A 15233-nucleotide genomic window follows, 5' to 3' on the forward strand; every position below is an offset into this window, starting at 1 on the left:
CGTCGTCGCGCCCGCGCACCGCAGGGTCGCCCCCGGTGCGGCGCCGTGCCGCCTCCCTCGTGGTCCCAAGAATATCGGCTCCGCCTGAGCGCGCGACTCAGCGTCCGCGCAGGGCCGCTCACCGCGGGGTGCGCCGGATCGGTCCGTGTGTACGGAGTGCGAGACCGCCCGGGCGGGAGCCGGGGAAGAATGGCACACTGGCCCCATGAGTGAACTGCACCACATGAGCGTCCTCGACGTGATCGCCGCCTTCCGCTCCCGCGAGCTCTCCCCCGTGGAGTATCTGACCCATCTGACCAGCAGGATCGCCGCGCATGACGGGGAGATCAACGCGGTCATGGACGTCATGGACGAGCCGGCCCGGCAGGCCGCGCAGGCCGCCGCCGAGGTGTACGCCCGCGCAGATGCCGACACCCCGCTGCCCGCCCTGCTCGGGGTGCCGCTGCTCGTCAAGGAGCAGCACAACGTCGCCGGCTGCTCCGCGACTCGCGGGTCGCGGGTGCTCGCCGGGCAGACCGCGCCGGCGGACCATCCGGTCGTCGCGCGGCTGCGGGAGGCGGGTGCGGTCCCCTTCGCCCGCACCACCACACCGGAGTTCTCCTGCGCGACCTTCACGCAGACCGCGGCCTGGGGCACCACCCGCAACCCCTTCAACCCGGACTGCACCCCCGGCGGCTCCTCGGGCGGCTCCGGTGCCGCGGTCGCCGCCGGCTACGGGCCGCTCGCCACCGCCTCGGACATCGCCGGATCGACCCGGATCCCCGCCGCGTTCGGCGGACTGCCGGGCTTCAAGACGCCCTACGGTCGGACACCCGGCGTGGTGCCGCTCAACACCGACTGGTACCGCGGCGACCACGTCCTCGCCCGCACCGTCGCCGACACCGCCTACGCGACGAACATCATCGTCGGTCCGCACGCCGGCGACCACGCGACGATCGCCCCCGCACACGTCCTGCCCACCGCGTTCGCCGGTGCGGCCGGCGTGGCCGGGATGCGGATCGCCGTCTCCCGGGACCTCGGCTGCTACGACGTCGACCCCGAGGTGGCCGCCGGCCTCAACACCGTGGTGGCGGCGCTGCGAGGGGCCGGGGCGGAGCTCGTCGAGATCGACCTCGCGCTCTCGCTCGCCGACGTCACCGACGCCTCGAGCGCCCATTACGGTCACCTCATCGCGCAGAACATGACGCGCATGTGCGGCGGCGACCTCGACCTCCTCGAGCCGTACTCCAAGCGGTTCGTCGAGTACACCCGCGACTTCGCCGAGCGGATCAGCCTCCTCGAGGCCGCCGATCTCGAGACGAAGGTGCAGGCGCAGATCGCGGACGCGATGGCCGGATTCGATGCGCTCCTCACCCCGACCTCGGCGATCGGCGCGCTCGAGGCGGACAATGCCTACCTCGAGGCGCTCGAGCGGCCGGCCGGCCCGCTCGACTTCTACTGGCAGGCGCACATGACGATCCCGTTCAACATCGCCAACCGGTGCCCCGTCATGGCGGTGCCGAGCGGCATCGGGCCCACCGGCGTGCCGACGAGCGTGCAGATCGTCGGCCATCCGTTCGCCGACGACTCGGTGTTCACCATCGCCGCCGCGGTCGAGGAGCTCCTCCCCTTCCCCCGCAGCCCGCTCATGTGAGGCGGGCGCCGGGCCGCTCATGTGAGGCGGGCGGGCAGGTCGCGGCGGGTCAGCCGCGGCGGGCGAGCAGCACGATGTCGACGGTGTGCGTGCCCCGGCCCGTCCGGTCGAGGCGCTCCACGGTGATCCCGGGGACGCGCGCGGCTTCCGCTCGCACGGCGTCGACGTCCGGGCGCGGGACGTGCGGCGGCGGGCCGTGCGGCGACTCCGGCGCATGCGTCGTCCACAGCAGCCGGCCGCCGGGGCGCAGCAGACGGAGCGCTCCCTCGAGTGCGCCGTCGACTCCGTGGAGGTACGCGCCGACGACGAGGTCGTAGTGCTCGGCGGTCGACTCCATCCATTCCATGAGGTCGCCGGTGATGCCGAGCAGTCCGCGATCCCACCCCTCGGCGAGCGCCCGCTTCCACAGCGCGGCGATCGCCGTCGGTGAGAAGTCCACGGCGGTGGTGCGCAGACCGGCCTCGACGAGGGCACGGGTGTTGCGTCCGGTACCGGAGCCGAGGTCCACCGCCGTCCGCGCTGCGGCTCCCCGCACGGCGGGCCCGGCGTCGGAAGGGGCGTCCTGCCGGGTGATCTCCGTGAGGAGGGCGAGGAGCTCGCGATCCGGCTCCGCCCCCTCGACCGAGGTCTCCGGGCCTGCGCGTACCGGGCTTCCCAGTTCATCCGTTCATCGGTGTCCATAGGACGTGTATACCGCCCCGCGCGAGATCGCACACATCGTCACATGCACATGCACATTCCGGTCCTGTGGGTCGTCCGCGTGGGCGTGCCGGTCCCCGGGGGCGGGCGTGGGCGCGCCGGTGCCGGCCCCGGAGTGCGGAGCAGCGCTGCCCGGGGACCGGTGATCAGCCCTCGTCGTCCATGTAGGTGCGCAGGTAGGCCTTGTCCTTCTCGCTGATCGGGCGCGGCCGCTTGGTCTCCGGGTCGACGGTGACCATGACGTTGAGCGCCTCGAACACGACCTCGTCCTCCTGGATGCCGGTCGTGCGGATGGTGAACGAGCTGTTCCCCACACGCGCGATCCGCAGCTCGAGGACGAGCTCGGGGCCGTACATCACCGGCTTCCGGTAGTCGAGCTCGAGGCGCACCGCGAGCTTCGGGGCGCTGATCGAATCGCGCCCGCGCATCCCGACGAGCCAATTGATCCGCCCCTCCTCGATGAGGGTGACGATCCGGCCGTTGTTCACGTGCCCGAGGATGTCCTGGTCGGACCAGCGGATCTGCGGACGGTGGATGAAGACTTCGGACACGGAGGTTCCTCTCGGCGGATCGGGTATCGGATCGGGTTCGGGATCGGCAGTGCGATCGCAGGGGTGGACATGCGTTCCCGGACCATCATTGCGGACCGGGCACCGGCCCTCTAATCTTAAGCTAATCAATCATTCGGTAACTGTTTTGAACGCGGGTCGTGCATCGTGGCGCGCCCGGGTTCGCACAGGATGGGCGACCCTCGTCCGACCGCCGCCACCAGCCCCGGAGGACGCACCGTGACCAGCTCAGACCACACCTCGCCCGCCCCGCAGGGATCACCCACCGCCGCCGGCCCCGCCGGGACGTCCGGATCTCCGGCCGCGCTCAAGCCGCTCGAGGGCTTCCGCATCATCGACCTCGGCGGCATCGGTCCCGGTCCCTTCGCCGCGCTCGTGCTCGCTGACCTCGGCGCCGAGGTCATCCGCCTCCAGCGCCCGAGCGAGCAGGGCGTGCCGAACAGCCCGGTGCTCGATCGCGGCAAGAAGTCGATCGTCGTCGACCTCAAGCAGCCCGAGGGCGTCGCGGTGGTCCGCCGCCTCGTCGCCGGGGCCGACGCCTGCCTCGAGGGCTTCCGGCCGGGGGTCGCCGAGCGCCTCGGCCTCGGCCCGGCCGAGCTCATGGCGGAGAACCCGGCACTCGTCTACGGCCGCATCACCGGCTACGGGCAGACCGGGCCGCGCGCGCAGGTCGCCGGGCACGACATGAACTACATCGCCTCGGCCGGCGTCCTCCACCAGCTCGGCCGCGCCGGCGAGGGCCCGCAGTTCCCCGCCAACCTCATCGGCGACTTCGGCGGCGGCGGCATGGTGCTCGCCGTCGGCATGCTCGCCGCGCTCGTGCGCGCGCGGACCAGCGGTCAGGGTGCGGTCATCGACGCGGCGATGATCGACGGCGCCAACCTCCTGTGGGCGATGATGCACGGATTCGCCGCCCAGGGCCTGTGGAGAGAGGGGCGCGGTACGAACATCCTCGACTCCGGTGCGCCGTTCTACGACCGCTACGAGACGAATGACGGGCAGTGGGTGTCCGTCGGCTGCATCGAGCCGCAGTTCTTCAAGGTCGTCATCGACGGCCTCGACATCGAGGACCGGATGCCCGGGAAGTTCGGCACCTTCGACTATCGCAAGCAGGAGACCTGGCCGCAGATCCGTGCCGCCTTCACCGAGGCGATCGCCGCCCGCACCCGGGACGAGCTCGTCGAGATCTTCGACGGCACCGACGGCTGCGTGTTCCCGATCCTCTCCTTCGACGAGGCCGAGGCGGACGTCCACAACTCCGCGCGCGCCGTGTTCTACCGCGACGCCGACGGCGTCCGGCAGCCCGGGCTGGCGCCGCGGTTCGCCCCGGCCGGCGGAGCCACCTGGGCCGGCGGCGACTCCGACGGCGCGCCTTTCGAACACCCCGCACCTGCCCCGCGGACCGGTGCCCACACCGCCGAGGTGCTCCGCGCCGCAGGCTTCGACGCGGCGGAGATCGACCGGCTCACCGCGGCAGGGGTGGTCTCCGGCACGGAGTGATCGGGGCCTGCGGCGGCCGGACTGCGGTGGCCGGCGCGCGGCGGTAGGCTCGGTCCGCGACCCCGACCCGGAGCCGCTGCACCGCCGGATCCGAACGAATGGGCTGTGACCTGATGACCCCTGACGCCTCGCACCCCGCCGCAACCGCGACCGACTCGACCGCCACCGCATCCTCGGCGGCGACAGCCGCCGTGCCCGGTCGCGCCTCGCGCCGGCCCGCGATCCTGTGCTGGATCGTCGTCATGCTCGAGGGCTTCGAGCTCGTCGTGCTCGGCGCGGTCATCCCCACCCTGCTCTCCACCGGGCACCTCGGCTTCACCGCTGAGGCGGCGACCGCGGTGGCGACGCTCAGCCTCGTGGGGGTGGGCCTCGGAGCCGCCGGCGTCGGCTTCCTCGCCGATCGGGTGGGGCGCCGGGCGGCGATCCTGGCCTGCGTCGTCGTCTTCAGCATCTTCACCGTGCTCGTCCCCTTCGCGCCGAGCGTGCTGTGGTTCGCGGTGTTCCGGCTGATCGCCGGGATGGGGCTCGGCGCGGTCCTTCCGACCGCGCTCACCTACGTGGGCGAGTACTCCGGTGCCGGGAGCACGGCGCGGGCGACGACCCTGACGATGACCGGCTACCACACGGGTGCGGTGCTCGCGGCGCTGCTCGCCGTGCTCGCCGGAGCGGACTGGCAGCTCCTTTTCCTCGGCGGCGGGATCGCCGGCTTCCTCCTCCTGCCCGTCCTCTGGCTGCGGCTGCCGGAGTCCCCGGCCTTCCTCGCCGCACGCAGTGCCCGGACCGCGGGGCACGGTGCCGGTGGATCCGCGGCAGGGCCGTCGGCAGGAACGGCGGCGGCCGCGGCAGCAGGAGGCCCGGCGAGCGCCTCGGTGGGTGACCCGGCGGATCCGGCTTCTGCAACCGGGCGCGGGGGCCTGTTCTCCGGCGGGTTCGCGCGGGTGACGATCGGGGTGTGGGTGGCGAGCTTCATGGGCCTGCTCCTCGTCTATGGCCTCAACACCTGGCTGCCGTCGATCATGGAGGAGGCCGGGTACCGGCTGTCCGCCTCGCTCGTCATGCTCCTCGTCCTCAACCTCGGCGCGGTGGTGGGGCTCGTGGTCGCCGGCCGGACCGCGGACCGGTACGGCACCCGGCCGATGGTGCTCCTGTGGTTCGGTGCGGCCGCGGTGCTCCTCGCCCTGCTCAGCGTGCGGATGGAGAACCCGGTGGTGCTCCACCTCGCGGTCTTCGCCACGGGCGCGTTCGTGTTCTCCGCGCAGGTCCTCGTCTATGCGTACGTGTCGTCGGTGTACCCGGCCGCGGTGCGCGGCACGGCGCTCGGGCTCGCCGCCGGGGTGGGGCGGCTCGGGGCGATCGTCGGGCCGTTCCTCACGGGAGCGCTCGTCGCCGCGGGGATCGCCTACCCCTGGGGCTTCTACCTGTTCGCCGTCGTCGCCGTACTCGGCGTGATCGCGATGGCACTCGTCCCGCGGACGGTCCGCGGGTAGTGCGCCGCGAGCGGCCTGCAGTTCGCGCGCTGCCCGGCCCTCGAAGATCCCGCGATTCCTGCAAGCGCCCCCACAACCTGTTCAGGTCGGGTGGGCGCTTGCAGTTTTCGCGGGACAGTCGTGCAGCGGCAGGCCCATGCGCGTGCGGATTTCAGTCGTTGAGGGTCTCGACGCGGTGGACGACCTCGGACAGGGGAGCCCGTTCGGTGCGGTAGGTGTTGCCGGGAGCGGCGTGATCTGGGTGCCCGAGCGCCATCCCGGCGATGACGTCGACGTCATCGGCGAGTCCCAGGTAGCGGTGGATGAGATCGGCGTGCATGCCGATCGAGCCGAGCGCGCACGCGCCCAGGCCCGCCTCCCACGCCGCGTACTGGAGCGTGCCGATGTAGGCGCCGGTGTCCACCCAGCCGTAGGGGCCGACCTCCCGGGTCGAGGTGATGACGAGACCGACCGGCGCTCCGAAGAACTCGAAGTTCGCCAGCGAGGCCTCGAACCGGCCCACCATGTCCTTCCGGTCGATCCCGAGCGACTCGTAGCGCCCGTAGCCGGTCACCCGCTTGCGGTGCATCTGCTCCTCGGTGAACCGGCCGGGCAGCGCGAGGTCGGACACGACCGTCTTCTGCTGGGTCCGGGCCGTCACCTCGGCGCGCAGGCGCCGGCCGATCTCGCGGAGCACCTCGTCGGTGAGCACGTGCACCTGCCAGGCCTGGGTGTTCGACCACGACGGGGTGCGCTGCGCGGTCTCGAGGACGGCGGTGAGCTGCTCCTCGGTGACCGGCTCCCCGGTGAAGTGGCGGACGCTGTAGCGCTCCGCGAGAAGGGTGCGGAAGGACCCGCCCCGGCCGTCCGCGCCCGGGCGAGCGGGCGCCTCGGGCACGGCGGAGGAGGCGTCGGCCGGGGCGGCTGCCGAAGCGCCGCCGCCGGTCGAGCAGTCGGTGCTCGTCACTTCCGGCGCTTCCTCTCGTTGATCTGCGTGAGGAGCTCGTGCTCGGCGTCGGGGCCGGGCTTGATGCCCCCGGGCAGGCGGAACATCAGCAGGACGCCGGCGAGCATCCACAGCCCGAACATCAGGTACGACTGCCATGCGAGGGTGACCGAGATCGGGGTGAGCTCCGGGATGTACATGATGAACAGGATGGCGCAGAGCACCGCGGCGATGATGCCGATGGCGATGCCGGCGCCGCCCTTGCCGCCCACGCGCAGCGGGCGATCCATGCCCGGCTCCTTCTTGCGCAGGATGACGAACGCGACCGCGACGAGGCCGTAGGCGAAGACGATCATCGGCGAGCCGGAGTCGACGACCCAGCCGAGCATCGCGGTGCCGGCGAACGGGGCGAAGGCCGACAGGATGCCGATGAACAGGAGGGCGTTGACCGGGGTGCGGTACTTGGGGTGGAGCTTGCCGAACCAGGCCGGGATCATCCCGGAGTTCGCCATCGCCCACATGAGGCGCGAGGCGCCCATGAGGAAGGCGATCCACGATGTGATGATGCCGGCGAGACCGCCGGCGATGACGACGTCGCCCCAGACCGGGTGGCCCATGAGGTCGGCGAGCGCATCCGCGGTGACGAGGTCGAAGGAGGCGAGCTGGGACGCGGGCAGCGCGAGCGAGGTCGAGAAGATGATGACGAGGTAGAACACCACCGCCATGACCACCGACATGACGACGAGGCGGCCGATCTGCTTCGGCGGGACCTTGATCTCCTCCGCCGACTGCGGGATGACGTCGAAGCCGACGAAGAGGAACGGCACCGCGCCGAGCACCGCGACGAAGCCGATCGCCCCGCCGTTGAACAGCGGCTGGGTGTTCGACAGCTCGCCGCCGACGACTCCGCCTGCGAGCAGGAGGAACGCCATGATGACGAGGAAGCTCACGACGAAGGTCTGGACGAGACCGGCGACCTTGACCCCCCGGATGTTGATCCACATGACGATGAGCGAACCGATCGTCCCGGCGAGCGCCCAGGTCAGGTGCACGTCGAAGTCGGCGATCGTCCACAGGTGGATCTGCTGGAAGTTCGGGAAGAGGTATTCGATCGTCCGCGGGAACGCCACCGCCTCGAACATCACCACGCTGATGTACCCGCCGGTGATCGCCCACGAGCCGAGCAGCGACAGACGCGGGCCCATGCCGCGGATGAGGTAGTTGTGCTCACCGCCGGCGTGGGGCATCGCGGCGACGAGCTCGGAGTAGACGACGCCGACGAAGCCCATGATGATGCCGCCGACGACGAAGGCGAGGAGCGCGCCGAGGGTGCCGGCGCTCTCGAGCCAGCCGCCGGTGAGAGTGATCCAGCCGAAGCCGATCATCGCGCCGAAGCCGATGAAGAGCGCATCGACGTTGCCGAGGACCCGGACGAAGCCGTGACCGCGATCGACGTGGCCGAGCTCGTCCACGGACGCGCTGGAGGTGGATCGGGCCCCGCTGGAATCGGGCGTCGGCGGATGAGTGCTCATAGCAGCCCCTTCAGCAGATCGGTGAGGATGGTCACACTATAGGAGATCGCGGGACCCGTGATGCGCACGACATCGACCGCAGTCGAATCGTGATCCGAACGGTTCCGGAGCCGGGTCCGTGCGGTGCTACGGTGTAGCCGTGCCCCGCGTACGCATTCTGCGCCCGGTGGCCGTGATCCTGGCCGGGTTCTCGGCCGCGCTCGCCACCGGCACCGGACTCCTCATGCTCCCCTTCGCCACCGTCGGCGACGGGTCGATCGGGGTGCTCCCCGCACTCTTCACCGCGACGTCGGCGCTCAGCGTGACCGGGCTCGTCGTCCTCGACACGGGCGGGGACTTCACACTGTTCGGGCAGCTCGTCATCCTCGGCCTCATCCAGGTGGGCGGCCTCGGCATCATGGTCTTCACGATGCTGCTCGGCATGCTCGTCGCGCGGCGCGCCGGTCTGCGGTTCCGGAGAGCGGTGGCCCACGAGACGCGCTCGTCCGGATTCGGTGGGATCCGCCCGGTGATCGTGCGGATCATCGGGTTAACCCTCGTGGTCGAGGCGGTGACCGCCGCGATCCTGGTGCCGCGCTTCCGGTTCGGCTACGACATGGACTGGGCGCAGGCCATCCTGTTCGGGGTCTTCCACGCGATCTCCGCGTTCAACAACGCCGGTTTCGGCCTCCACGCGGACAGCGTCGTGCGGTACGCGACCGACCCCCTCGTCATCCTGCCGCTCGCGCTCGCGGTGATCATCGGCGGGATGGGGTTCCCCGTCCTCGTCGAGCTCGTCCGCCGCTACCGCTTCCCGCTCTCCTGGTCGCTCACCACGCGGATCGTCGTCGTCCTCACCCCTCTGCTCCTGCTGGCGGGGACGGTGTTCATCGCGGTGCAGGAATGGCGCAATCCCGGCACCCTGGGTGCCCACGGGACCGGCGGCCGGATCCTCGCCGCCTTCTTCCAGTCGACCATCGCCCGCACCGCGGGGTTCAATTCCATCGACATCGCCCAGATGCACCCGGTGAGCTGGTTCGGGCTCGACATCCTCATGTTCATCGGCGGCGGACCGGCCGGGACCGCAGGCGGCGTCAAGGTCACCACCGTCGCCGTGCTCGCAGCGATGACCGTGTCCGAGGTGACCGGCGGTCGCGCGGTGAATCTCCTCGGGCGCCGGATCGACACCGCGGTCCATCGGCAGGCGTCGACGGTGATCGTCCTCGCGCTCGCTCTCGTCCTCGGCGCCACGATGCTCATCATGCTCGACGAGCCGCAGTGGGGCCTCGATCGGATCCTGTTCGAGGCGATCTCCGCATTCGCGACCGTGGGCCTGTCGACCGGCATCACCGCGGAGCTGCCCGCCTTCTCGCAGGTCGTCCTCATCGTCCTCATGGCGGTCGGACGGATCGGGCCGGTGACCCTCGCCTCGGCCCTCGCGCTGCGACGCAGGCACGCGAGCTACGCACTGCCCGAGGAGCGGCCGCTCATCGGCTGAGACCGGGTCTTCCGCGCGGCGCGGACGCGATCGATCCCGGCACCACCCCGCGCCGCAGGCACATCGGACCAGCGCAGAAGCACAGGAGGAGACGCAGTGAACACATCGAGATGGCTGGCGAAGCCGGCCGCATTCCTCACCGGCGACCCGGGCCGGCTCGCCGGCGCCGGGGCGATCGCAGTGATCGGCCTCGGCAGATTCGGTGCAGCGGTGGCCACCGAGCTCACCGCACTCGGCGCGGAGGTCATCGGCATCGACATCCGCCGCGACGTCGTCGACGACCTCCGTGACCGCCTCGCCTTCGTCGCGACCGCTGATTCCACCGATGAGCAGGCGCTGCGGCAGCTCGGGATCGCCGAGGTGCCAGCGGTCGTCGTGGGGATCGGCTCGGACATCGAGGCGAGCATCCTCACCACCTCCCGCCTCCTCAAGCTCGGGGTCCCTGCGATCTGGGCGAAGGCGATCGGCGAGCCGCACGCCGAGATCCTCGGGCAGCTCGGGGTCGAGCACGTCATCCGGCCCGAGAACGACATGGGCCGTCGCCTCGCGCACCTCATCAGCTCCCGGCTCCACGATTTCGCGGCCATCGACGAGGACTTCGCCGTGGTGCGGATCTCCCCGCCGGGGTCGATCGTCGACCGTCCGCTGGGGCCTCAGCACCTCGAGCGGCACCACGGCGTGGCGGTGGTGGGCGTCAAGCGCGGCGGCGGGTGGCACTTCGTCGAACCCGAGACCGTGGTCTACCCGGAGGACGAGATCCTCGTCGCAGGGCATCCGCGGGCACTCGAATCCTTCAGCACTCTGACCTCGGACTGAGCCCGGGGCTGCTCGCGACCGCCGATCGTCGACGGCCGCCCGGGCGCGCGACCACGACGGATCCGCCCGGGGCGGATCGAGGAGCGATCGGTGCGCGCGGCTAGACTCCGGAGCATGGCAGACATCAAGGACGCACTCGACGTGCAGACCGCCCCGATCGTCGCGCTCGGCCTCCTCGGAGGCTATGTCACCGCGCGGGAATCCGGCATCCGGCCCCTCGGCGGAGCCGTGCTCGCCGCCGCCGGGATCTACGCCGGCCGGACCTGGCTGGCCAAGCGCGGCCCGGCCACGGCCGCGGCCCTCGGCGCCGCCTACGTGCTCGGCTTCGGGCTCTCGCACCCGCTGGCCAAGAAGATCGGCGGCTGGCCCTCGGTGCTCACCGTCACCGCCGCCGTCGCCGGGGCATCGGCCGTCGCGGTCGACCTCCAGGACTGACACCGCCCGTGCCGCCGAAGCTCCCCGGCCTCACCCGGTACGCCCCGGCGATCGCCTCGTGCGCAGCGCTCGTCCTCTACGCGACGCTGGCGATCATCATGTGGCGGATCTTCTACTCGCCGTCCTGGGACCTCGGGATCTTCACCCAGCTCCTCACCCGGTACGCCGCCCTCGAGGCGCCGGTCGTCGACATCAAGGGACCGGGATTCAACCTCTGGGGCGACCACTTCCACCCGATCCTCATCCTGCTCACCCCGCTGTTCTGGCTCTTCCCCTCCGGGCTCACGCTCATGCTCGCGCAGGCCGTGCTGTTCGCGGCCTCGGTGTGGCCGGTCGTGTCGCTCGCCGTCGAGCGCCTCACGCCCCGCGGCGCCTGGCTCCTCGCGGCCTCCTACGTCGGCTCATGGGGTCTGCTCAACGCCGTCACCGCGCAGTTCCACGAGATCGCCTTCGCCGTCCCGCTGCTGGCATTCGGACTCGTCGGGTGGATGCGCGGGCAGAAGCTCGGCGCGGCGGTGGCGATCGCGCTGCTCGTGTTCGTCAAGGAGGACCTCGGGCTCACGGTCGCGGTGTTCGGCCTCGCCGTGTGGCTGCGCAGCCGCGCCGACCTCAAGTACGGGCTGTTCCTCGCCGGCTGGGGCATCGCCTGGACGATCTACGCGGTGCTGATCTTCATCCCCGCCTTCAACGTCAGCGGCGGCTACGACTACTCCGACAATGTCACGCTGGCCGAGACGCTCACCGCGGGGCTCACGACGAAGATCGGCACTGTCGGGTTCCTCGCGCTCGCCGCCGGGGTGATCGGCCTGCGCTCGCCGTTCATCCTCCTCATGCTCCCCACGCTCGGCTGGCGGTTCCTCGGCAACGTCGAGGGCTACTGGGACACGAGCTTCCACTACTCCGCCGTCCTCATCCCGATCGCCGCCATCAGCCTGCTCGACGGGGCCGGCCGGCCGCACCGGACGCTCGCCCCGGCGGTGGCGGCCGTCGCCTCCTTCGCGCTGCTGAGCCAGACGAGCATCCACCTGCTGTGGGAGGCGGACCGGTACCGCGTCGACGGCAGCGGCGCTCTCGAGGCCGCCGTCGAGTACGACTCCGTGGTCACCGACGTCCGGCTGCTCGCCTACCTCGCCCCGCACACCGACGTCTACTGGTACGGCAGCTCCGAGGAGTTCGTGCCCGAGGCGATCGCACTGCGGCCCGACGACCACGAGGGCTCGATCGAGGCCTGGGCCGAGGAGCGCTACGGCGGCGACTGGACCCTCGTCCACGAGAGCGGCGGCTACCAGGTGGTGACGAACGCCGGGTAGTTGCGGCGGAGGCGATCGGCGGCGGCGGGCGGAGGTGCAGTCGGGTCGGTCCGACCGCGCGGTATCCGGAACCGAGCGCGCAATTTTGCGGCTGGAATCGGATACCGCGCAGTAGGACGGCGCGGCAGCGCCTCAGTCGGGCGGATCGGGCAGGCGGATGTCGAGGAAATCGACGTCGAGGCCCGGGGACTGCTCGAGCAGTGCCGCCCCCGCCCGGCGCAGACGCTCGCGCATGAGGGCGCTGATCGTCGTGAGCGGCTCGGCGGGCTCCCTGACCGGGCCCGCGGCGTCCCCTGCCCCAGCGGCGGGCTCCCTGCCCGGGCCCGTGCCTGCCGCGGCACCGACGACGGACCGTGCCCCGGAGGCCCCCGCCTCGGCCCCGGTGCGGGCCCCGGCCACGGGCCGCAGCGCCTCGGGCTGCTGCACGAGGACGAATCGACGCGAACCGCCGTCGGCGGCGTTGAGCTCGAGCACCGCCTGTCCGGTGGTGCCGGAGCCGGCGAAGAAGTCGAGGACGATCGCCTCGCGGTCGAACATCGTCTGCGAGCGCACGAGCGTGCGGATGAGCTCGAGCGGCTTCGGATAGCCGAACAGCCCGCCGAGCCCGAGCGCCTCGAGATCGGCCCGCCCGCCCTCGTTGAGCGCCTTGATGATCGAGTACATCTTCGAGCTCGCGCGGTCAGCCGGGGTCAGCCGGAGCACCGCGTGCTTGCGCACACCCCGCTCGTCCGGCTCGCCCCATGCGCGCAGCCGCAGGGTCCCGGCGGCCAGCCCGGCGTCGACCTCGGCCTTCTTCGCCTCCCCACGGACGGCGGCGATGTCCTCGTACATGAGCCGGCGCTCCGCACCGCGGGTGTACTTGCCGAAGCTCACCCGTAACCAGTCGTCGTCCACGAGGTACCGGGTGCCGTCGATCGTCTCGTAGCGGGCCGGCGGGCGCTTCTCGGTGAGGAACGGGCCCACTGCCCGGGCGTCCTTCGCCCAGACGAGGACGAAATCGTGGCCGCGCACGAACGACCGCGCGTTCCCGCCGCCCTTGGCCCGCTGCTGGATGAAGGAGCCCAGGTAGTTCTCCTCGCCGAACACCTCGTGCCCGAGGAGCTGGAGGTGCGCGTTCTCCCGGTCGTCGATGGAGACGAACACGACGCCGTCCGCGCGCAGGAGCGCGCGGGTGAGCAGCAGGCGGGGGAGCATCATCGACAGCCAGCCGCGGTGCCCGGCCGCCCCGAAGGTGTCGCGGTAAGGCAGGGCGTTGCCGGTGTTGTACGGCGGGTCGATGCAGACGACCTTGACCTGTGCGGCGTGGGAGCGGCGGAGCAGTCGGAGGGCGGCGAGGTTCTCGCCCTCGATCGCGAGGTGCCGGTCGAGCGGGAGGAGCGGTCCGTCGGGGAGGAGCGGTCCGGTGCCGCCGGGGCCGGAGGGATCCTCGGCGGCGAGGGCGGCAGCGGCGGCCTTGCCGGGCCAGTCCAGGGTCAGCGGCGACTCCATGCGGGCCCCTCTCCTGTCGACGGCGCCCACCGGGCCGGGCGGGCGTCTCGGGTCCCGGCCCGCGCCTCGGACGCGGCCGAGCCCTGTCGGCGGGTGGGCGGTTCTGCCAAGATAGCACCATGACAATCTCACGCATCGCCGTCGTCGGCGGAGGCATCATCGGCACCGCCGTCGCCCGCGAGCTCGCCCTCCGCGAACCCGAGGCCACCGTCACCGTCTTCGAGAAGGAATCGCATCTGGCCGCCCACCAGACCGGCCACAACTCCGGCGTCGTGCACGCCGGCCTCTACTACGAGCCGGGCAGCCTCAAGGCGCAGCTGTGCCGGCGGGGTGTGGAGATGCTCGTCCAGTACGCCGCCGTCAACGGCATCCCCTACGACGAGTGCGGCAAGCTCGTCGTCGCCCACACCACGCTCGAGGTCGACCGGCTCGAGAAGATCCACGAGCGGGCGCGCGCCAACGGCGTGCCGCACGTCGCACTCCTCGACCGGCACGAGATGCGCGAGATCGAGCCCAACGTCCGCGGCGTCCTCGCCCTCCACTCCCCGCACACCGCGATCATCGACTTCGTCGCCCTGACCGAGGCGTTCGGCAACGACGTGCTCGCCGCCGGCGGACGCATCGAGTACAACTCCGAGGTCGCCCGGCTCGACACCATGGGCAACGAAGTGCGGGTCGCGCTCGCGATGCCCGGGGTCGAGTCGAAGATGACCCAGGACGCCGGCTCCTTCGACCTCGTCGTCACCTGCGCCGGCCTGCAGGCGGACCGCCTGGCACGCGCCTCGGGCCTCGAGGCGGAGCCGCGGATCGTGCCGTTCTCCGGCGACTACTTCCTCATCGAGCAGCCCGCCGCGGACGTGGTCAAGGGCCTGATCTACCCGGTCCCGGATCCGGCGTACCCGTTCCTCGGCGTCCACCTCACCCGCCGGATCGACGGCGCGCTCATGCTCGGCCCCAACGCCTTCCTGTCGATGGGGCGGGAGAAGTACACGCGCGGGTACTCGAAGGGCGGGTTCGACCTCGGCGACATCGGCTCCACCCTGGGGTACAAGGGGTTCTGGAAGTTCGCCAAGGACAACGTCAAGGCCGCCGCCCGCGAGGCCCGCACCGCGGTGTCGCCCAAGGCGTTCATCGCCGAGGCGCAGCGCTTCGTCCCCGACCTCGACCCGCTGACCGTCAAGCCCGGTCCGCGCGGCGTGCGGGCGCAGGCGATGAACGCCGACGGCTCGCTCGTCGACGACTTCGTCATCACCACCCGCGGCCGACTCACCCAGGTGCGCAACGCGCCGTCCCCGGGGGCGACGAGCTCGATGGCGATCGCCGAGCACATCGTCGACAAGGCGCTCGGCTCGCTGCGGTGAG

Annotated in this window: 13 protein-coding genes; 8 read left to right on the plus strand and 5 right to left on the minus strand. The window is 71.6% G+C overall.

The window, feature by feature from the left end:
* Positions 1 to 205: 205 nt before the first annotated feature.
* Entirely contained in the window at positions 206 to 1633 is a 1428-nt protein-coding gene (locus MTQ12_RS09370; protein ID WP_247618385.1) for an amidase, read from the plus strand.
* A 49-nt stretch (positions 1634 to 1682) separates the two neighbouring features.
* Here the strand turns inward: MTQ12_RS09370 and MTQ12_RS09375 are convergent, their stop codons facing one another.
* Both MTQ12_RS09375 and MTQ12_RS09380 read right to left on the minus strand, forming a co-directional pair.
* Entirely contained in the window at positions 1683 to 2141 is a 459-nt protein-coding gene (locus MTQ12_RS09375) for a class I SAM-dependent methyltransferase (RefSeq protein WP_247618386.1), read from the minus strand.
* Positions 2142 to 2478: 337 nt separating this feature from the next.
* Positions 2479 to 2883, minus strand: a complete 405-nt coding sequence (locus MTQ12_RS09380) for a thioesterase family protein (RefSeq protein ID WP_175406823.1) — start codon at positions 2881 to 2883, stop codon at positions 2479 to 2481.
* A 237-nt stretch (positions 2884 to 3120) separates the two neighbouring features.
* Here MTQ12_RS09380 and MTQ12_RS09385 point away from each other — a divergent pair, with 237 nt between their 5' ends.
* Together MTQ12_RS09385 and MTQ12_RS09390 are read left to right on the plus strand one after the other, a co-directional pair.
* Complete coding sequence (locus tag MTQ12_RS09385) at positions 3121 to 4401, plus strand: CaiB/BaiF CoA-transferase family protein (RefSeq protein ID WP_247618387.1); 1281 nt, start codon at positions 3121 to 3123, stop codon at positions 4399 to 4401.
* Positions 4402 to 4514: 113 nt separating this feature from the next.
* Positions 4515 to 5888, plus strand: a complete 1374-nt coding sequence (locus tag MTQ12_RS09390) for an MFS transporter (protein WP_247618388.1) — start codon at positions 4515 to 4517, stop codon at positions 5886 to 5888.
* A 151-nt stretch (positions 5889 to 6039) separates the two neighbouring features.
* Here MTQ12_RS09390 and MTQ12_RS09395 read toward each other — a convergent pair whose 3' ends face one another.
* Positions 6040 to 6834, minus strand: coding sequence for a nitroreductase (locus tag MTQ12_RS09395; protein WP_247618389.1), 795 nt, complete (start codon positions 6832 to 6834; stop codon positions 6040 to 6042).
* Positions 6831 to 8285: an APC family permease gene (locus MTQ12_RS09400; RefSeq protein ID WP_348983869.1), complete on the minus strand. Its 1455-nt coding sequence runs from the start codon at positions 8283 to 8285 to the stop codon at positions 6831 to 6833. The genes MTQ12_RS09395 and MTQ12_RS09400 overlap by 4 nt, the downstream gene beginning before the upstream one ends.
* Before the next feature lie 199 nt (positions 8286 to 8484).
* Here MTQ12_RS09400 and MTQ12_RS09405 point away from each other — a divergent pair, with 199 nt between their 5' ends.
* The 4 genes from MTQ12_RS09405 (at position 8485) to MTQ12_RS09420 (ending at position 12383) form a co-directional block, all read left to right on the plus strand.
* Positions 8485 to 9822 carry a potassium transporter TrkG gene (locus MTQ12_RS09405; protein ID WP_247618390.1) on the plus strand — a complete coding sequence of 446 codons (1338 nt, stop codon included), beginning with the start codon at positions 8485 to 8487 and terminating at the stop codon, positions 9820 to 9822.
* Positions 9823 to 9918: 96 nt separating this feature from the next.
* Positions 9919 to 10638, plus strand: coding sequence for a TrkA family potassium uptake protein (locus tag MTQ12_RS09410; RefSeq protein ID WP_137318358.1), 720 nt, complete (start codon positions 9919 to 9921; stop codon positions 10636 to 10638).
* A 114-nt stretch (positions 10639 to 10752) separates the two neighbouring features.
* A complete protein-coding gene (locus MTQ12_RS09415) occupies positions 10753 to 11073 on the plus strand; it encodes a hypothetical protein (RefSeq protein WP_247618391.1) in 321 nt (106 codons plus the stop codon).
* A gap of 8 nt (positions 11074 to 11081) precedes the next feature.
* Entirely contained in the window at positions 11082 to 12383 is a 1302-nt protein-coding gene (locus MTQ12_RS09420) for a DUF2079 domain-containing protein (RefSeq protein WP_247618392.1), read from the plus strand.
* Positions 12384 to 12515: 132 nt separating this feature from the next.
* Here the strand turns inward: MTQ12_RS09420 and MTQ12_RS09425 are convergent, their stop codons facing one another.
* Positions 12516 to 13871, minus strand: a complete 1356-nt coding sequence (locus tag MTQ12_RS09425; RefSeq protein WP_247618393.1) for a site-specific DNA-methyltransferase — start codon at positions 13869 to 13871, stop codon at positions 12516 to 12518.
* A 119-nt stretch (positions 13872 to 13990) separates the two neighbouring features.
* Here MTQ12_RS09425 and lhgO point away from each other — a divergent pair, with 119 nt between their 5' ends.
* Positions 13991 to 15232 (plus strand): L-2-hydroxyglutarate oxidase, encoded by a 1242-nt coding sequence (gene lhgO / locus MTQ12_RS09430; RefSeq protein ID WP_247618394.1) that lies wholly within the window; start codon positions 13991 to 13993, stop codon positions 15230 to 15232.
* The last annotated feature ends 1 nt before the right edge of the window (position 15233 follow it).

The sequence above is a fragment of the Brevibacterium sp. R8603A2 genome (assembly GCF_023072605.1).
GTDB classification, from domain to species: domain Bacteria; phylum Actinomycetota; class Actinomycetes; order Actinomycetales; family Brevibacteriaceae; genus Brevibacterium; species Brevibacterium pityocampae.